The 19,588-nt window shown below is 41.6% G+C and carries 19 protein-coding genes; 1 reads left to right on the top strand and 18 read right to left on the bottom strand.

Going from position 1 to position 19,588, the window contains the following annotated elements; genetic code table 11:
• Window positions 1–11: 11 nt before the first annotated feature.
• From HR060_RS03240 to HR060_RS03155, 18 genes are all read right to left on the bottom strand, one after another.
• The gene (locus HR060_RS03240) at window positions 12–1,055 is read right to left on the bottom strand and encodes a rod shape-determining protein (RefSeq protein ID WP_174198837.1); all 1,044 of its coding nucleotides are present in this window, start codon (window positions 1,053–1,055) and stop codon (window positions 12–14) included.
• A 154-nt stretch (window positions 1,056–1,209) separates the two neighbouring features.
• The gene (locus HR060_RS03235; protein WP_174198836.1) at window positions 1,210–5,016 is read right to left on the bottom strand and encodes a DUF6701 domain-containing protein; all 3,807 of its coding nucleotides are present in this window, start codon (window positions 5,014–5,016) and stop codon (window positions 1,210–1,212) included.
• On the bottom strand, window positions 5,016–5,468 hold the full coding sequence (locus tag HR060_RS03230; RefSeq protein WP_174198835.1) for a hypothetical protein: 453 nt from the start codon (window positions 5,466–5,468) through the stop codon (window positions 5,016–5,018). Before HR060_RS03230 ends, HR060_RS03235 begins: the two co-directional genes overlap by 1 nt.
• The gene (locus HR060_RS03225; RefSeq protein ID WP_174198834.1) at window positions 5,458–6,267 is read right to left on the bottom strand and encodes a prepilin-type N-terminal cleavage/methylation domain-containing protein; all 810 of its coding nucleotides are present in this window, start codon (window positions 6,265–6,267) and stop codon (window positions 5,458–5,460) included. The genes HR060_RS03230 and HR060_RS03225 overlap by 11 nt, the downstream gene beginning before the upstream one ends.
• Window positions 6,267–6,851, bottom strand: coding sequence for a type IV pilus modification PilV family protein (locus HR060_RS03220; protein WP_174198833.1), 585 nt, complete (start codon window positions 6,849–6,851; stop codon window positions 6,267–6,269). The genes HR060_RS03225 and HR060_RS03220 overlap by 1 nt, the downstream gene beginning before the upstream one ends.
• Window positions 6,829–7,353, bottom strand: coding sequence for a pilus assembly FimT family protein (locus HR060_RS03215; RefSeq protein WP_174198832.1), 525 nt, complete (start codon window positions 7,351–7,353; stop codon window positions 6,829–6,831). Before HR060_RS03215 ends, HR060_RS03220 begins: the two co-directional genes overlap by 23 nt.
• A gap of 84 nt (window positions 7,354–7,437) precedes the next feature.
• Window positions 7,438–7,923, bottom strand: coding sequence for a type II secretion system protein (locus HR060_RS19605; protein WP_174198831.1), 486 nt, complete (start codon window positions 7,921–7,923; stop codon window positions 7,438–7,440).
• A gap of 84 nt (window positions 7,924–8,007) precedes the next feature.
• On the bottom strand, window positions 8,008–8,577 hold the full coding sequence (locus tag HR060_RS03205; RefSeq protein WP_174198830.1) for a prepilin-type N-terminal cleavage/methylation domain-containing protein: 570 nt from the start codon (window positions 8,575–8,577) through the stop codon (window positions 8,008–8,010).
• A gap of 44 nt (window positions 8,578–8,621) precedes the next feature.
• The gene (locus tag HR060_RS03200) at window positions 8,622–9,146 is read right to left on the bottom strand and encodes a hypothetical protein (RefSeq protein ID WP_174198829.1); all 525 of its coding nucleotides are present in this window, start codon (window positions 9,144–9,146) and stop codon (window positions 8,622–8,624) included.
• Between the two features lie 63 nt (window positions 9,147–9,209).
• Window positions 9,210–10,448 carry a type II secretion system F family protein gene (locus HR060_RS03195; RefSeq protein WP_174198828.1) on the bottom strand — a complete coding sequence of 413 codons (1,239 nt, stop codon included), beginning with the start codon at window positions 10,446–10,448 and terminating at the stop codon, window positions 9,210–9,212.
• Window positions 10,449–10,450: 2 nt separating this feature from the next.
• The gene (locus tag HR060_RS03190; protein ID WP_174198827.1) at window positions 10,451–12,184 is read right to left on the bottom strand and encodes a GspE/PulE family protein; all 1,734 of its coding nucleotides are present in this window, start codon (window positions 12,182–12,184) and stop codon (window positions 10,451–10,453) included.
• Window positions 12,177–13,412, bottom strand: coding sequence for a tetratricopeptide repeat protein (locus HR060_RS03185; RefSeq protein ID WP_174198826.1), 1,236 nt, complete (start codon window positions 13,410–13,412; stop codon window positions 12,177–12,179). Before HR060_RS03185 ends, HR060_RS03190 begins: the two co-directional genes overlap by 8 nt.
• Window positions 13,340–14,248, bottom strand: coding sequence for an ExeA family protein (locus HR060_RS03180; protein ID WP_174198825.1), 909 nt, complete (start codon window positions 14,246–14,248; stop codon window positions 13,340–13,342). The genes HR060_RS03185 and HR060_RS03180 overlap by 73 nt, the downstream gene beginning before the upstream one ends.
• Window positions 14,249–14,277: 29 nt before the next feature.
• Complete coding sequence (gene mshL, locus HR060_RS03175) at window positions 14,278–15,930, bottom strand: pilus (MSHA type) biogenesis protein MshL (protein ID WP_174198824.1); 1,653 nt, start codon at window positions 15,928–15,930, stop codon at window positions 14,278–14,280.
• A complete protein-coding gene (locus HR060_RS03170; RefSeq protein WP_174198823.1) occupies window positions 15,920–16,276 on the bottom strand; it encodes a hypothetical protein in 357 nt (118 codons plus the stop codon). Before HR060_RS03170 ends, mshL begins: the two co-directional genes overlap by 11 nt.
• The gene (locus HR060_RS03165) at window positions 16,273–16,932 is read right to left on the bottom strand and encodes a type II secretion system protein GspM (RefSeq protein WP_174198822.1); all 660 of its coding nucleotides are present in this window, start codon (window positions 16,930–16,932) and stop codon (window positions 16,273–16,275) included. Before HR060_RS03165 ends, HR060_RS03170 begins: the two co-directional genes overlap by 4 nt.
• Window positions 16,925–17,575, bottom strand: a complete 651-nt coding sequence (locus HR060_RS03160) for a PilN domain-containing protein (protein WP_174198821.1) — start codon at window positions 17,573–17,575, stop codon at window positions 16,925–16,927. Before HR060_RS03160 ends, HR060_RS03165 begins: the two co-directional genes overlap by 8 nt.
• Window positions 17,565–18,524 carry a hypothetical protein gene (locus HR060_RS03155; RefSeq protein ID WP_174198820.1) on the bottom strand — a complete coding sequence of 320 codons (960 nt, stop codon included), beginning with the start codon at window positions 18,522–18,524 and terminating at the stop codon, window positions 17,565–17,567. Before HR060_RS03155 ends, HR060_RS03160 begins: the two co-directional genes overlap by 11 nt.
• Before the next feature lie 109 nt (window positions 18,525–18,633).
• On the opposite strand from HR060_RS03155, the gene HR060_RS03150 reads away from it, so the two are divergent.
• The gene (locus tag HR060_RS03150) at window positions 18,634–19,584 is read left to right on the top strand and encodes a pyridoxal-phosphate dependent enzyme (protein WP_174198819.1); all 951 of its coding nucleotides are present in this window, start codon (window positions 18,634–18,636) and stop codon (window positions 19,582–19,584) included.
• Window positions 19,585–19,588 lie beyond the last annotated feature (4 nt).

Genomic DNA, 19,588 nt, shown 5'->3' with positions numbered 1-19,588 from the left:
GTCGAAACGACTTAGTCATAAGAGAATAAGTCGCCACCGTGCATATCTATCATTTCAATAGCTTTACCACCACCACGAGCTACACAAGTGAGAGGGTCTTCAGCAATAACAACAGGTATGCCCGTTTCTTCCATTAATAAGCGATCTAAATCTTTTAATAATGCACCACCGCCTGTTAAAACCATACCGCGCTCAGAAATATCTGATGCAAGCTCTGGTGGCGATTGTTCTAGTGCAACCATAACGGCACTCACAATGCCTTGTAGTGGCTCTTGAAGTGCTTCTAAAATTTCATTGCTGTTCAGTGTGAAACTTCTTGGAACACCTTCAGCAACGTTACGACCACGAACTTCGATTTCTTTTACTTCGTCACCCGGGTAAGCAGAACCAATTTGGTGCTTAATGCGCTCAGCCGTTGCCTCACCAATTAAACTACCAAAGTTACGACGAATGTAAGAGATGATCGCTTCATCAAATTTATCACCGCCAATACGAACAGAAGAAGAATAAACCACACCGTTTAATGAAATAACGGCTACTTCTGTTGTACCACCACCGATATCAACAACCATAGATCCCGTCGCTTCTGATACCGGCATGCCTGCACCAATTGCAGCTGCCATAGGTTCTTCAATTAGGTAAACTTCACGTGCACCAGCACCTAGTGCTGATTCTCGAATAGCACGTTTTTCAACTTGTGTTGCACCACATGGCACACAAATTAAAACACGAGGACTTGGACGTAAAACATTGTTACTGTGAACTTGCTTAATGAAATACTGCAACATTTTTTCAGTTACATAGAAGTCGGCAATTACACCGTCTTTCATCGGACGAATCGCTTTAATATTGCCCGGCGTACGACCTAACATTTGTTTTGCTGCCGTACCTACTGCCGCTACAGACTTTTGACCACCAGCGCGCTCTTGACGAATAGCTACTACTGAAGGTTCATTTAAGACGATGCCTTCGTCTTTTACATAAATCAGGGTATTGGCCGTACCTAAATCAATAGATAGGTCGTTCGAGAACATACCACGTAATTTTTTTAACATGTAGGGAGCTTCCCTGTATTATTAGAACTATAAGAAGGTAGATTGCATTAACTTTACCAAGCGCTACCGCTTTCGGCAAGCAATGGTTACGCTTTGTTTGCAATAAACTGAACGAATCTAAATTGCGCTTAAAATCAGCGGTTTCAAAGGCGTATTAATTGATTTCACGCCATGAAATAATCCTGTCATTACCCCGTTTTTTACCAAAAGCAACACGGGTATTAAGTGGAGCAGTTAAGTCAGTTGCATTCCAACCATAGTGCATATATTCAGGGAACTTACTGGTATCCCAAAATATTTCAATTTGTCCGCCTGTGGTGGCACTATTTTGATGATCGAAGACAAAATCAAATAAGCCATCGACACATTGATTATCCCAACTTGCTTCAACATTACTGATTGTGCCCGAAGCATCACTAATGGTGACATCAAAAGGGTTGGTTGAATTGTCTCTTACCGGGCTGGCTGTAAATGCATCATCAGCGATAGTGCTAGCAGTTAAACCCGTATCTCCTGTGCTCACTTGCCACTGCGTGCCATCGAAATACTGCATCATAGCGCGAATATCGGCACTGCCACCTGCTACATCAGATGCGTTTTGTACATAAAGTCGACCATCAATCATCTGCATACCACTTGTATCAAAATCAAATGCCGTGGCGTTGGTCACACCATCTTGATCTTGATAATCATCTGCAGCCAGTTGGATATCAATATCGGAGATAAAAGGTGCTTGAGCACTAGCCGCATTTTTTTCAAATTGATAAACATCATCATCACTAAGAATATAAATGTATTCGCCCGTGGTGGCATGATCGCTTGCCTGATCAAAATCGATTCCCACTTCAGTTAAAGTTGAAGTCAGGTTACCACTAGTAGCTATTGCAGTGAGTGAGACAGAAGGGTCACTAGATTGAAAATAGTTTCTCAACTGCCTAAGGTCACCGCTATCGTCAATACTGCTAAAAGCTTTGATTCTTAGTTCAGGGTTTTGATTACCGTATCCAAACTCATTCGCTAAATAGTTAAAATCATTGGTACCTGCGCCAATATCCATCGAACCAAAGGGGTCAAAGTTACCCTCTGTTTCAAGTGCAACTTGTATATCGTGAGCAATGAACTTACCTGAGTTAGTCGGTAGCTCTGCAGAATTGAGTGGGAAATCTGCGTATATGCCAGAAATACCAATACCCAAGCCTAAATAATCACTTTCATCGGCTTGAATACGAAAACGTCCATATTCACTGAAATAAGCACTATTAAATGTGGTAGTTGTGGCTATACCTTGAGTAGTAGCAGTTGTCGAAACTGTCATAAGTGAAGCCCCTGAGCGATAGATAAACTCAGCACTATTAGTGCCGGTTTGTAATTGGTGCGTCAGGGTAAGCGAAGTTGGTTGGTAATTGGGTAACTCAGTTGAAATGACACCGCCAACCGAACAATAAGCGTTAATTTCATAGTCAAAAGTATCTCCTGCGACTATATCCCCTGTCGCTTTTTTTCCTGAGGTAATTTCTAGCATTAACGCTTGTGGGTAAAAGGCAACATCGACCACATCTGAATCATAACTCGGATTAGTGCCCGTTTTAGCTGCAGTAACCTGCAACAAACCTGCATCGGCATAACTCATTGTAATATTATCGGTTACAGCCGCTCCAAACATCACATTTAGGCTTTGACTCCCCCCCTCAACGAGCGCAATACTCGATGCGCCTGATGTTAACGTCAAGTCTTCAGTACCTGATGCCGGGCTTGCATATGCAAAACTGAAATCAACATCTAAACTGCCCTCTAAATCTCGGCACTGTTGATCAGATTCATCGTAGTACTTTGCTTTTAACGTTGTATTTTGTGTATTACAGGATTGCCCTTGGTAGGTATTAGCCTGCCAAGCAAAAGCGATATCCGTTGTGAAATCAATTTGACATGGACTCAACACATTACCCAAAGTATCCTCACAGACCACTGTAGCGTCAGGGTTTAAATTATCTAAGCCAAAAGTCACAACCGTTGGGATATCTTGGCTTAATGTGTAACTTTTAAAGCCAGTAAAAGCATTAGAGTCTAAATCGGTACGAGTACTGTCGACTAACTTGAACAAGGTAGCATCCGTTGATGCATCAAACAGGTTGCAATCTGCGTCGATGCAAGCTCTAACGACAATAGTTTGATCAGTGCAAACCGATGAGCTGGTTACCGGTAAAACGACTTCATAGTGATCAACATCATCACCAATTTCCTTGTTTGGATCACCTGGGGTTGAATCACAATTTTTATCCCAATCATTCGGATCATTACTGCCATCAGGAATAGTACACACACCCTCTTCACCACCACTTGGCGGTGCAATGATTACAGAGTTATCAGGGTTTTCAATTGCACACTCACCAAATTCAGGACTGTAAGTCCCCGTTTCATAACGCAAGTAATGAATCATTTCACCATTGTAATCAAATAAGATGATCTCTTGCGTATTGTTATGCATAGCCAAGTCATCATAAACAAATAAATTTTGTCCTTGAACGAGAGAGGGGCTAGCCCCTTGAGTCGCCTCAAGTACAGAGCCTGTTATTGAACTTGCGACAACAACAAAATCGCCAGTATCAAAAGTTTGATTGGCACATCCATCTGCACTAGTGCAGTAATAGTCAACTTCAGTGCTACTGCCTCGACCATTTCCATCTATGTGCCAATTAGCCATACTCAAATTAGTGGCATTATTGATATAAAGCTCAATCCAATCTTCATCTTTGTTCACTTCATTAATTCTGACAGTGTCAGCTAATGGGCTTAAAGGACATTGAGCGGTAGGCGTGTTATCACATAAATCACCAAAGTCAGCATTTTCTATCGCTTCAGGGTCGTAAGTAATATTGACTTTACCGCCACGGCTCTCAAGAATCCCCGTCGAACTGCCTTGAGCAGTTCGAACAGCACCCACGATGTTGATATCGTCTTTGTCTGCATTTAGTTCAATATCACCTGTAGCGTATATCAAGGCATTGATGGTCATCGCACTACCGCGATTGAGATTTCGAATAGACAGCGTACCATCTACAACCAAGATCAAATCTTCTGCATCACCACCAATGTTCATATTAATATTATTCAGATCAAGCGAGCCATATACATAAACCACTGCACTGCCCGTGCCAGCGGCAACAGTATAAGTTGCATCAGTTATTGCATTGTTTAAATACCCTTGTTCGCCACGAATAAAGGTCGTGCTTGATGGAAAAATAGAGATAGGAGCAAAGTCAGACATCGGCGGGATATTCTGTAAAATATCAGTCGTTTTTTCAGTGTAATCACCAGGGAAAACATCCGAACACTGCGCCAACTCGATAGGTGCAACGCCGTCGTTATCTTCACCAGGAGTATCATTACAATACCAAAAGTTATTTGAACTATCGGGCGTTGCACAGATATTGCCATTGTATTGGCCGTTCCAGATGATCGTGTCATTCGGGTTTTCTGTTGCACAATCAGCGTATAAGCTTTTGTCGATTAGGTGAAACTGCATATAGCTGACCATACCACCGGTGGAATCTTCTAATAAGATCTCCATCTTTTCATCCTTGACGTCCAGCCCTTCGTCCGGATCATAAAACAAATTTTGATCGACAGTGAGGTGACCATCATTAATGGCAGTCGTAATACTCGCGCTATTACCCGCTTGCTTTGAAAAGACCACAATATCGCCTGTGTTATAGGTTTTATTACATGCAGAAGCACCACCAACACAGGTATACGTAGTTTTTAAATCGCCGTTATCGACAACCTTGAGCTGCCAACCTGACATATCGACATTATTGCGATTGACATAAACTTCGATGAACTCTTCTTCTGAATCGATTTCATTTAACGATACATAGCCAACACTTGGGCTCGCGGGACAAGCAGCAAAGGCATGTTGCAAAGCAGAAAATAATACGAGTAATAAGCCCCCAAGTTTTTTCATTACAACACCTTAGCTTCTACTTGAACGGTTCTTGATGTCTGCCAATCACCTACATCGCATTGACCTAGGCTAATAATGCGATAAAAGCGAACAGATTGGTTATTGACGTTTTCATCTAATAACGCGCAGCTCACAGAATAACTGCAATTTTCCATCCCTTGTTGAGCAGGTAAATTCGCTTGTATCGGGTTAGTAGCAGGGCAAGCTTGCGCAACAAAGTCATCACTTGAAGTCGCCGTTGCATCAATAGGGAAAAGGTTACTGGCCATCACTTCCACTCCAATATTGGCAGCCATGAGTGCGCGAGTGCCAAATACTTCAACAGCAACCGATTCATTAGTCGAGCTAAGCTGCCTGATCAATGCGGTTGCCAGCAAAGACATCACCAGTATCAAAAAAATAGCGAGAACAATGCCACTACCCTGTTGTTTTTTGAATAAATTAGTTGGCATTACTCACCTTCACTTGATGATAGTAAATCATTGGCTCTTCATTAATTTCACTGGCAAATTGCCAATAAATTTGCACCGTTGATTGCTCAATATCTGCAAAACTAAAAACCGCAGGTGTTGCACCAGATGTATTAACGATACCTTCAGCCATTAGCGCAGTGCTCGATGCAGAACCTAAATTGGGCTGGCTAGCACTTATGGTCGAGGTGAATCGTCTTATTTGATTTGTGGTGAAATTCAAACAGTAACTGACACTTTGGTTAGCAATGTAATAGCGGTTAGGTTTATTGCTGAGCGCTTCGAATCGTTCAGCAAATGATGTCGTGCCAGATAAGGTGATAGTGGCTGTATCTATTACCCCCGACTCATTAACGGTGTAATTGTTCATGTCAATTCGGGTGTTATCAATTGGGTTATAAACATCTATCGTTGACGTTAAGCCGAGTAAAATTTGATCGCCACTAGAAAAGCTATAATTATTATCATGTAAAGCGCTAATCGTATTACTAGAGGCAGGCGTAACAGCAAGGTCAGTATAAGTACTACCGGCAATCATAGGCACAAACTCAATACAAGATGTGCTAATTCTGACACTGTAAGGTACAGCTGAACGCAATTCTCGGGTGATACGTTCGATAACAAAGCGGCTTTGTTCCAGCATACGTTGTCTATCGATGCCATCAACATATACTTGGGTACCCCAACCTATCGTTGTCGTTACGCCAACCAGTGAAATACCCAGTAATAAAATCACTAAAACTAATTCGACTAAGGTGAAAGCTCGGCTTTTTTTATACATTAGTAATTAAACCTGTATACCGAAAAGGCGATTTCTGCACCTGCGGGGGGCTGAATAAAAACAGTGATGCGTTTAGCAAGCTCAACACTACTGGCCGAAGAGCCATCGAGATTTTCATCATAAGTGACAACAAAACGCGCACTAAAATTGGTGTAAACATCATTCAACGTTGAGCCATCTCCCAAAGTTAAACTTTCACCTTGTAAAGTTAAGCAGTGATAATCGTCCACATCATCAAAATCAACTCGATTTGCTTCTTCTGTTGCGCTGGTTAACCCTGAACTTGGACAAGCAGTTGGAATAGTTGTACATGCACCTGCTCCTAAACCGGTTTCGCCACAACGAGCAGAACCAAGAATTTGAGTACTGGTTTCATCAAATGATTTAGCCGATACCTCTTCCAGTAATGTTTGGCCTAATTCAGCGGCACGCACTTGGAAGATAGGGTCAACTGAGCGAGTAGCTTGTGGGATAATAACTTGGACAATAATCGTCAGCGCAATACTGACTGTCACTATTCCTATAATCAATTCAATTAAGGTAAAACCCTGCTGTTTGGATTTAACCATTGTCGCAACTGCCATAATGTATATAACCTTGGCTTTCAATGCAGATTTGGCGGGTGCTCTCGCCTGTGATCGTAATGGCAACATCAGTATTGCCACAAGCTCCACCTGCCGCAGGGGCGGGGCAGCCAAGGCTATTAAAATAAATATCGTGATTAGAAAAGGTTACATCAGCACCTGTGACTTCAAATGTGGATAAACCATAATGGCTTTTATCAAAATCAGAAAAAGACGTGTAATCACTGGGCAGCGTATTACCTACGCAGTCTTTACCTGCTGCGTCATAAGGCACGCCAAATCTCTCATTGGTAATTAACACGCGATGGCAAGTATTGTTGGTCAGTTGCATTGCTTTGAGCTGCTGTAGTCTTAACAACGCGACTAGCCTTTGCTCGAAGGTAACCTGATCAAACCCAGAGGTATCTAAAAAGCGAGGGATCACGGTAACTGCCAATATAGAAATCAGCAAAATCACCACGACCAATTCAATAAAAGTAAAACCGCGCAATCGACCTAACATAGTATTTAGCTTTATAAATCAATAACTAAATTATAGCCATAAAAAAAGCGAGCATATGCTCGCTTTAAATAATCAGACTTGCTATTAAGTACAAGTAGCGGGAGTACCTGCTGTAAAGGTACTACCAATAGCACTTACAGTAGGGGCAGTGATTACATTATTTGATTCAGAAGCCTCTGTGTAAGTAAAACACAATGTGCCATCGGTGAAAATAAAAGTCTTAGTGCCTGAAGAAACACCAGCAGCTGAGTTCGTTGCCCAATCACCATCTAACTCAACGGCAGCACGAATTCCATCAGCAGTACCATCAGGGTAACCGTACGCTAAATCAACGTCAGTACCACTTGCATTTACACTTTCACCAGAAGAGGCATCTTTACTTTCAATCAGCGCTTTAGCGTGAATAGCAGAAACAGAACTTTTTATTGCACCCTGCACACCTTCAGCTGCTGCTTGACGGGCGTCATCTTGAATATCAACAAATTTAGGTGCAGCCGTTACCGCTAAAATACCTAAAATTACAATTACAATTACCAATTCGATTAAGGTAAAACCTGAATTTCTTTTCATTGAATTCTCCAAAAGAAATTAATTAAATTAAAAAAGCCTAAAAAATCAGCTGATATCAAATATCAACTGATTCTGTATTTATCACTAGTTATTACTGAAAACTTCGACTTGACCTAAACTCGCATCATAAGTGAAACCGTTACCTGTAGTGGTATTAGTTGGAGCTGAGCTTTCATCTTTAATCGTCTGTGTTAAGTAGTAATAACATACATTGCTGCTCACATTGATGTAGTAATCAACTTCTAAAATAGTGGCAGTGTTAAATGTCGTCGTACTGCGCGGTGAGCTTTGTAAAATTAAGTCAAATACTTCTTGGCAGTCAGTTGCAGACATAGTTGATGACAACGAGTTATCTGAACCATCATTGGTTGGATAACCGATGTTACCGTCAACCCCAACGGTTACTTGATCAAGTACAATCGTACTAGTATTGGCATTAGCGCCGTTGCCACTTGGGCGACCATCGAGTTCCCATTGTGTACGTGCAATACCTACACCTGTTGCAAAGCCACCAGCAACACCTTCAACGGTTGCATCTTCAGCATCTTCAGTTACCGAGATTAATCTTGGCAAGGCAGTTACTGCTAATAAACCTAAGATAATGACTACGATCACTAACTCAACTAAAGAGAAGCCTTGTTGCTTATTTTTCATTTCGTCTCCATAAAACGCAGTTGTATTAAATTAATCATATACCTTTATCCGTCAATTGCTAACGTATTTTGTATCAAGATTTGACCGCTATCAGGTTGATAATAAAAAGATTGTTCGTTATTCACACTATAGTGACAATAAATCAACTTTCCAGCTTCTTTACTTAAATTGACATTGATCTTTTGCCTTAAGCTTTTTAAAGGCACTGCAAGCAGCTGTTGCCAAGTTTGTTCACAGCTTTGGACAGTCAATTCAGATACTGTTTTTACATTGCTAGGCCAGCCCAATTTATTCATAGATACATAGGCAAATTCATCGACTATGTCTTGGCTTTGCCCTCTAAATAACACTTTTGTCGGTTTTCCTTGTTGTAACCATAGAAGATGCGATAACTGCACTGCTTGTTCAAATTGCTTGGCAATTAAATTAAAGTTAACCCGGCCAGCACTTGATTCTGCATTTTTAAAATTACCCACCAAGTTAGCCATCAATATGATGACGATAACGAGCGTAATCAGAATGATATAAAGCTTGCTAGCACTATCATTCACTTGTTCATTTTTTTGCATCTGTTTGTGTCATCAAACAACCTTACAAGGTTTAAACGGCAAAACCATGACAGTAGGATTTATTTAACGTCCTTTATAAGCATTCATCATATCCCACATTGGCATAAAGATACCCAGTGCCAATATCAGAACCATACCTGCCACAACGCCAATCAAAATAGGCTCTATTTTGGCCGTTAGGCTTTTTAAGTCATAATCCACTTCGCGTTCATAATAGTCGGCCACTTCAGCCAACATTTCATCAATGCGCCCAGTTTCTTCACCCACAGAAACCATTTGTAGCACCAAAGGCGTGAATAATTCACTGGCATTAGACGTTCTCAGTAAAGAGTCACCACGCTCAATACCTCGGCGCATATCTAAAATACGATCACCCATGTAAGCATTATCAACAGCTTCAGAAACGAGGCCAAGCGCTTGGGTAAGCGGTACACCCGCTCTTAGCATCAAACCAAATGAACGGGCGTAGCGAGATAAAGTTGCTCGCTCGATAATTGTGCTAACAATAGGCACATTTAATTTGAACTTGTCCCAAACACGCCGCCCTTTTTCGGTTTTCTTCCAATAGCTAAAGCCAACAATGGCAAAAATAATGCCCAATAACATGGCCCACCAATAGTTGAGGAAAAACTCAGAAGTCGTCAGTAATACTTGGGTTGCCCAAGGTAACTCGGCGTTAAACTTTTTGAACATGTCTGCAAAAGTTGGAATAACAAACATATTCATCACAACCATAGCAACACCAATAGCAAACAGTACAAACGTCGGATATCGCATGGCGGCAGAGATACTTTTACGGGTTTCTTGCTCCCTTTCGAGATAAGTTGCGAGCTGGAGGAAGGTTTCCTCTAACTGACCTGTGTTCTCACCGACATTGACCAAACTGACAAATAAACGAGAGAAAATTTTGGGATGCGCGGCCATGGCAGTCGATAACTGGCGACCTTTTTCAAGCTCTGCCGCAATTTCAGTTAAGGCAAATTTTAGTCGCACAGATTGTGTAGTATCGGCAAGACCGACAATCGCGCGCATCATAGGAATACCCGATTTTGTCAGCGCGTACATTTGACGCGAGAAAATCACTAAATCAGCCAGGTCAACCTGACGGGTAAAGATATTCACATTGGTTGACGCTTTGTTATTCGTGCCGGCTTTTTTAGCGTCTTGTTTTACCTCAGTAATAGAGATTGGAACTATGCTTCGTCTGGCAAGGACATCAGCAGCCAGTGATTCTGAACTGGCTTCAATTGTTCCAGTCACTACACCAGTAGAGCCTTTACCCTTGTATTGAAACTTAGCCATAATTATACAGACTCACTCTCCAGCTCAGCTAAGTTTTCAACTAAGCGCAATACCTCTTCAACCGTAGTTACACCTTGCTTGGCGTACTCTAATGCAGCGGCGGCTAAAGGTTTGTAGTAAGGGCTTAAACGGGCTTGTTTTGAGAAGTCTTCCGTATCATCGCGCTTTAGTGCATTCATCATAGCTTCATTGAGTTCGAGTATCTCAAAAACACCAATACGACCGCGATAGCCTACGTAGTTACAACTTTGGCAACCATTACCCTTAACAAATTGCACGTCTGAAATATCTTGCTTGGCAATTTGACTTAACCAAGTTGTCTCCGATGGTTCTAACGGATGGGGGGTTGCACACTTAGTACATACTTTGCGAATCAGCCTTTGTGCCACAATCGCTCGTAAAGAGCTAGCAACCAAATAACCCGGTGCATTCATATCAATAAGGCGTATAGCCGAGCTTATCGCGTCATTGGTATGCAGCGTTGATAACACTAAGTGACCCGTTAGGGCGCCTCGTAAACCTATCTCTACCGTTTCATGGTCACGCATCTCACCTACCATGATGATATCGGGATCTTGACGAAGTGCCGTTCTTAGCACGTTAGAAAACGTTAAATCGATTTTTGGAATCACTTGAACTTGGTTGATACGAGGTAATCGATACTCAACTGGATCTTCTACAGTAATGATCTTTTTAGCTGCTTGGTTTAACTCATTCAGCGCACCATAAAGCGTTGTTGTTTTACCCGAACCTGTAGGACCTGTAACCAGCACCATACCGTGAGGTCTTTTAATAACATTGCGAAAACGGAATAGTAACTCTTCGGGCATACCGGTTTGATCAAGTGTCAGTACCCCGCCTGATTGATCGAGTAAACGCATCACCACCGATTCACCGTGTTGAATCGGCATAGTCGAGATACGGACATCGATACTTTTACCGCGAACTTTGACATTAAAGCGACCATCTTGTGGTAAGCGCTTTTCTGAAATGTCTAAACTCGACATCAGTTTTAAACGCAATACTAAAGCTGCAGCAATACGCGTCTCATTTAATAAGTTCTCTTGCAACACACCATCGACACGCATGCGAATGCGCAATTGGCGTTCATCGGGTTCGATGTGGATATCTGAAGCCCTTGCTTGGACTGCATCCTCGAAGATGGTATGTAATAACTTACCGACTGTTGCTTCATCTTCATCGCCATCATCAAAAGTTAACTCACCTAAATCAAAATCGGCTGACTCGTCGTACTCTTCTTCCAACTGATGAGCAAATGACTCTATATCAGCGGTTCGGCGATACAAACCATCAAACGCTTCGAGTAACTGGCTTTCACGTACCGCAACAATTTTTAGATCGCGTGGTGCTAGTAACGGATACAAAGCATCGAGTGCATTGAGATCCGCAGGATCACTCATACCGACGGTGGCTTCTTCATTGGACGCTTCGATAACAAGTGCGCGATGACGACGAGCATGTACTTCAGGAAGTAATTTTACAATTTCAGGGTCGACACGCTTTTGCGATATATCGACAAAAGGCACATTTAATTGTTGTGCAAGGAAGGTCAGTAACTGCTGTTCTGAAATGGCGCCGTTACTGATAAGCGTCGCTCCGAGTTTACGGCCAGTTTGCTTTTGCTGACCAAGTGCTTCCATTAATTGTGCTTCAGTGATGATGCGCTCTTCTACTAACAAATCACCTAAGCGCTTTTTCAGCTTTGGCCTAATCATTATTTTGCTCCAAGTTTGCTATTTGAGATCGAGCATATTGGGCACTGTTGATAGGTAATCCCATTTTTAACGCTAATCGGTAATAATCTAAAGCATCAATTGACTTATTCAGCTGCTCGTAAGCAATGGCAGCGCCCAGCAACCAAGTTCCACGTTGTTGATTAGGGTTTGCTTTAAGCAGGGCTTGCCAACTATCTAAAGCCAGCTGCCATTTTTGGTTTTGTTGACTTAATGCTGCTTTTAGCTGGTAAAAATCATTAAATCGTTCATTAGGACTGTGATCTTGTAGCACTTGCAGCGCAGTTTGTGGCTGTTCGAGTTCAAGCCAAATACGAGCAGCTAGCATTCGATAACCCGTGTGCTCTGGATATAAGGTGATGCCATATTGCAGCAGGGTCATGGCTTTTTGATAATTTTGCTCACCAAATAATAGCCCCACCCATTGAGCTCGAGCTTCGTGTAAATCTGGTTGAAAAGCCAATGCTTTTTTAAATTCGCTTTCTGCCAGAGCAAAACGGCCGCGTAAGTAGGCATCGCTGCCACGCTTAAACGCTTTTTCTGCCATTTGCTCAGGCGTTTTACTACTCGGTGTTTTATTAAAACTAGCGACTTTAGGCTCTTGGGCTTCATCCGCTAAAACCGTTTCTACTGTTTTGTTAATAGACTCAACTGGAACGTTTTCAGTAGTAACAGGGGTTGTTAAAGATTCAGCCTGAGTATTCTGGTCAGTATCATCAACAGGTTGGTTTGTTGACGCTAATTTATTTTCTTCAATCGCTTTAACATTGGCGTTAAATGCGATGGTCGGTGCCTTTTTTTGCTCTGGTTTATCAGCCGGTTTGGCAGCAACTACTGGTTCCTCAGTCTTTCGGATAGTTGACTCAGCTTGCGGTTGCTTTTGCTCAACAGGCTTTTTAATCACGACTTCAGAGGCGATAGGTTGTGTAACCGCTTCATCAGCCTGGTTTTGCCACCACCATAAAGTCGCTGATGCCACTATAGTCGACAACACTAAAACGACTGCCAACATCAGTGATTTGGGTAATTTGTTTGGCTGAACCGTGACATCAATTTTTGGGTAGCTGAGCTGTTCGTTGCTATCTTTTTTAGATTTTTGTTGCTCATCTAAATCTTGCAACATTTTATTGATTACACTCATGCCATCACCTTCCATGTACCAACGGCTATCGCCACACCAATTAAACTCGCGGCTGCAACCATTGCCCAAGCGTAATCTTTAGGTAAATTATCGGCGACGGATTCTGTATCCAATGCCGCTTTTTGCACATGCTGCTTAGCCACTAAATGTTGATTCTCACCAAAGCACAACATCAAGCATTTATGTGCCAATATATTAATAATGCGCGGCACCCCTTTTGAAACGCGATAAATGTAGTCACAGCTTTTTTGGTCAAAAGCTGGAGCACCTGTATAGCCAGCAATGGCCATGCGGTGTTGAATATAAGCTTGAACTTCTTCTTGATATAAACAGCGCAATTGATAGCTAAAACTAATTCGTTGTTTAACTTGCCTTAATTCTGGCTTTGCTAGGCGGGTGTCTAATTCTGGCTGACCGAACAAAACAATTTGCACGAGTTTGCGACTTTCTGTTTCTAAGTTAGTAAATAATCGAACCGCTTCAATGCTATCTTCTGTTAGCGCTTGTGCTTCATCCAAAATAATTAAAACCGATTGGCCTTCGGCGGTTAATGCCATGACCTTTTGCTGAATCAGCTGAGTAACTTGTTGTTGCGAAAGCTCAGACTCTAAACCTTCAATACCTAGCTCTTGTGCCACCGCTAATCTCAATTCATCGGGTTTGAGGTAAGGGTCGGGCAGATAAGCTGCAATATATTTATCCGGTAATTCCGCCAGAAGCTTGCGGCACAGTAGTGTTTTGCCCGTACCGACTTCACCCGTTACCTTGATAAAGCCCTCACCGGAATCCAGTGCAGTCAAAAGCACTTGAAGTGCTTCATGATGAGATGGCAAGCCTAAAAAGAATTGCGTGTTTGGGGTTAACGTAAACGGTAACTCGCTTAAACCAAAGTGCTGTAAATACATGTTGTTCCTATTAGCGATTGAACCAACGATTAATCTTCGTCGCTGCCGTACCAAGTTTGCAATAGATCAGATGAGCGCTGTAGCTGCTCTGTCCAGGTACCTGCACCGACAACAGTCGGCTTAATCATGATCACTAATTCTTTCTTTTGAATAGTTTCCGCACGTGATGTGAACGCTTCGCCAATCCAAGGAATATCACCCAGTAACGGTACTTTGGACTCGATATCTTGAGTTTCTGACTGCATCAAACCACCAATCACGACAATTTCGCCCGATTGAGCACGAATAACCGTATCAGATTCACGAACGGTACTTTGCGCAAGTGGTAACTCATAACCTTGCTCGTTAAGGGTGATAATTTTAACTTGCTCTTGTGTTTCAATAACGGATGGATGCACATGTAAAATAACCCCGCCATTTGAATCAATTTGCGGTGTCACATCTAACGCAATACCAGAGAAGAAAGGCTCTAGTTCAATATTAGGTGTCGACGTTGTCGCGGTACCTGTAACGGTTGTTGTAGATACTTCCGTAACATAGTATTCATCAGTACCCACTTTAATCACGGCTTTTTGGTTGTTTGAAGCCGTTAATCTCGGGCTAGATAGCACTTGCACGTTACCCTGTGTTTCTAACAGCGTAATAACACCAGAGAAGTCTTCATTTGAGAATGTCAGGTTAGCAATACCACCAATAGCACTAGTAATTTGGTTACCAAAAGAGCCCGCAGATGTTGAGAATGAAAAATCAGTACTGCCAGAATGACCAAGTACAGATTGCCAGTTAATTCCCTGCTGATAAGCATCTTCTAAGTTTACTTCAACCACTTTAGCTTCAAGAATCACTTGGCGCTGTAAATGCTGTTCTGTTTGTTGCAAGAACTCTTTAATACTGCGAAGCTCATCTGGGTAAGCGCGCACAGTAACTAAACCGGCTTGAGGGTTAACGACAATAGTGCGCTTGCTACCCGTACCAATCAAATCTTGTAGTGCTTCTTTTAAATCTTTCCAAAAATCGTGTTCACTTTGGGTCACAATGGTAGTGCCTTTGCTACCATCACCAAACTGGTTCATGCCATTTTGCGAACCATTACCACCACCGTTAAAGCCGTTATTGCTGTTATTATTATTGTTGTTACTACCATTTTCGTCTTCATCATCACTCTCAACACCACCTGATGTGATAGACGTCATAGATAAGCCCATGCGTTGCATTGAAAGATAATCAACGGCAAATGTTTCCGTTCTAAGGCCAGCAGGGAAAACTTGTAATAATCGCCCTTTTAGCTGCACTTCATAGCCATACATATCAGTTACAACAGCGAGTACGTCTTCTAACGTAACACCTTTTAAGCTCAAGCTGATGCTACCAGACACTTCTGGATGCAAAGCCACACTTACAGGAGTATCAGAAACTAAACTTTGGAAAAATGCAGAGGCGGGGACATCGATTGCTTCAATATCGAAACGCTTTTCAGTAATTAGGCTTGCTTCACTTTCAATCGGAACCAAGCTTGGCATTAATTCTTGCGTGATAGCACTGGGGACGGCATTTTCAGACGTTTCATCTTTGCTTTGAATTTCGGATTCAAAGGCTTGTTCTATGTCTGGGTTAACCCCGTTGAGACGACAACTGGTTAACAATAAACAAATAATGGCTAGATAAAACGGACTAATCTTCATAATTGATCTTGGACTCTTTTTTCACCGATAAAGTCGCTAACTTTAGCTGGTGTAACTTTCCTGCTTGTGCCAATGTCACTTGACTCAAACTGATATTTTTAACTTGTGTGAAATCATTAATGTAATCGCCAACTTTCACTATTTTTCCGTTAATAATAGCGGTTCGACTGTCACCCGATAACTTAATTGCCTGTAAAACCCAATCAGTATCTTGCTTTTTGCTGGCTGAAGTTTTGCTTTTTCCTGAAACGACCTTGGGCAACGTTGGATCACTTTTTAGCACCTTAGTTTGTCCGATCACAGACAGTGGTAGCAAAAGCATTAAGCAAGAAATAACAGATTTCATAGACCGATAAATCCTTTTTTCAAGCTTAAAGTATAGATATTGACTGATAGTTCAGCTTTTGGGTGCTCAAGGACAACATAATTAAAGTTATGCCAGTAAAACTGCCATGGTAGCTGCTCGACTTTAGCGAGAAATTGATAAAGCTGACGATAACTCCCTTCCACTTTAACACTGACCCCATGACGAAATAGGTTGAGCTGCTGCTCAGTTTTAGTATCAACAACTAAAGGGCTAGGTTGTTGAGCTGAAAATTCGGTAATTTCTAAACCATCGGCTTGCTCTAAAATAGCTTGTATCACCGCAGGCATCGTTTGTGGATGCACCAAATTAACCACAGATTCATCTAATGCTTTATCTAAACCTGCGATCGTTTTGTTCAATTGAATTTGTTGTGAAGACAACTTGGCATTGAGATCTTGTTCAAGGTGCTCCAAGTAAACAATCTGTTCGTTGAGCAGAGCTCGCTGCTCCATTTTCAGCTGTCGCGTTTCTTTTTCGTAGGCTTGCTCTTTTTGCCACATAGGGTAAAGCACATAGCTGTATCCGACCATGACAATGAGTACGAGCCCAGTTAATAGAATCATCAGCTTTTCACGCTGGCTCAAGGCAGAATATTGCGTTACCCATTGATGAGTAGAGGTTTGCCAGTTAGCCATTGTTATTACCTTTGTCTTTGCTTACCGTGAACCAGTCAGAAAGCGGTTCATCTTCAGCTTGCCCACCGGTTGCTAACTCAAATAAATTATACAATTCATCATCTGAGTTACTCATGCGCAATTCAGTTAATTCTTTACCTTGAAAATACGATGAGTTTTTTAATTGCCCTAACCACACTGGCAATGAAGCAGCATCTTTAACAGCACCTTGAATCGATACCTCTTTTTGGCCGTAGCTAATTTGCGTAAGCCAGATGTCAGGGTTATTAAACTCAGCTAAATCAAACATTAAATCAGCATAACCTAGGCTATCTTTTTGTTCTTTACTGTCGAGAACTTGTAATAACCGCTTTTTAACACTTTTTTCTTTCTTTAAATCAACAACAGCTTGCAACAATGAAGGAGACTCAACATGCTCTTGTGCTTTTGCTTTCAGAGCTTCGGTTGTCTCAGAGGTGTCTTCAAATTCAGCCAACACTATATCATTAGCTCTTTTAGCTTCATCGAGGCTACTCGATGCAAATGAGCTCAATACAATGATTAACGCCAGCGATACCCCCCAAGCAGATAACACCCATTTAGGAGACAATAAATCAACTTTGGGATGGAAGTCTTTTACATAAAAATTGACGCTAGACTTCATCGACTGACTCCTGAGTTGATGATGTCCCTGCCGTTTGTGTCGTTAAAGCGGTTGCAACGATATAACCAGCCGCATTCATTTTGTCATCGTGTCTTTCTGCCAACCATGAAGTCAGCGGTAACACAGGTATAGGGAAGTTCATGCCAATTTTGTCGATCAAAATATTCTGATGAGGGTTATCGACTGCCATGTAGATTCTTTTAACGGGCGCTTGTCTAAGCTGACTTTCGAAATAGTCTAACGAACGCTGAATTTCCAGACTTAAGTTATCCGCTACACCATGTTCAATTTCTAATTCAGCAAAATCTTGTAATTTGTTATAGCCGCGAATACGTCGGCTGAAATACACCAAGCCTTGTTTAACAATTTGTACCAGTAGATCTTGGTTTGGCTGATGGGTAATAAGCAGCACGGCTTCATCTTTATCGGTAAACAAAGCGCGATAGCTCAGCTCTTCTGTCTGAATTGTCGAGATATGTAAATCGCGGTTGTGTAGGAGGTCGACCAGCTCACTGACAAAATCATATTTAGCTGCAACTAAGTTAACTTTATTTTGACCAAAAGGTTGGGCAGGTATATCAAAATAATCAATCAGGTACTGCTCTAAATCGCCGGCAATATCGTCTTTAGCGGCATATTTTAATGCAGATGCTAAATCCGCCTCTTCGACGTCAGGCTTATCTACAGCAATTTGTTGGTATTGATTGAAAGGCAGGGCAACATGGCAACATACATCTTCAATTTTATTGCGTTTAATCAGCTGTTTTAGCGAAGCAATTGGGTTGCTATCGACACTAAATGCTTCAAAATCAAATTGCACAGGTGCCTTTTGTGCAGGCTCAAATACAACCATGTAAATACCAGTGGCAGCAATAAAAAAACCAGCTTGGCTGTCTGGTCGTTTTTGCGTGAAAAGTTTACTCAACCACGGCGGTAAATTTTGCAACATGCGTAAGCTCAATTATTAGACTAATTATTTGAAAGCATTAGAAAGTTTCCTTAACTTATAGCATTATTGACCATAACATTCCGCTTGCCAAGATACATAAAGTAACAATGTGATTCAAACTCCATCTTTTTCACTCCCAAGCCCACTGCAAAAATTATCCACTCAATTAACGCAGCAACACGGCATTAATTTATATGTTAAGCGAGATGATTTAATCCACCGAGATATTTCAGGTAACAAGTGGCGAAAAATTAGCGGTTACATACCTTATATTGAACAACATCAAATTAAACATGTAATTAGCTTTGGTGGCGCTTTTAGTAATCACATTCATGCATTAGCACATGTTTGTCAGCAATTAGATGTACAATTACATGCGTATATTCGAGGAGAAGCATCTTCGAAAAACAACGCTACTTTGAGCCATTGCCCTAAAAGTCACACCCATTTCGAATTTCTTGACCGCCAGACGTATAAACGCCGTCACGACGCCGATTTTCTTGCTCAAATTAAAGCGCAATTTCCCAACAGTCTTATCATACCTGAAGGTGGTTTTGGTCAATGCGGCCTAGTCGGTTTTAAGCAGTTAATTGAAGAAGTGAATAAGCAAATAAAATGTGATTACTTTTTTACTCCCTTAGGCTCGGGAACTACCGCTGCTGGGTTATTGGAAAATATCAGCCCACAGCAAAAAGTGATCGCCACAGCTGCCGTTAAAAATGGTATTTACCTCATTGATGAAGTAAAAGCGCTATTAACAGATAAAAAAAAAATGAACGCCTTTGAGTTATTGACTGATTATCACTTTGGCGGTTTTGCTAAAGTATCACCCGAGTTGCTCAATTTTACCTTGCAAATTGGCCAACAAAACCAACTGATACTCGACCCTATCTATACCAGTAAAGCTTTATTTGCACTGTTTGAATTGATAGCCGCCAATCATTTTGCTGCCGGCAGTAATATTGTCTTTTTACACACAGGTGGCTTACAAGGTTGGCAAGGAATGTTAGAGAGAAAAATTATCAATCAAACATACCTAGATAACCTGTATAACCACTGACGGG

The sequence above is a fragment of the Marinifaba aquimaris genome (assembly GCF_013328345.1).
In the GTDB taxonomy this organism is placed as follows: domain Bacteria; phylum Pseudomonadota; class Gammaproteobacteria; order Enterobacterales; family Alteromonadaceae; genus Marinifaba; species Marinifaba aquimaris.
This window is presented reverse-complemented; position numbering and strand designations above follow the sequence as displayed.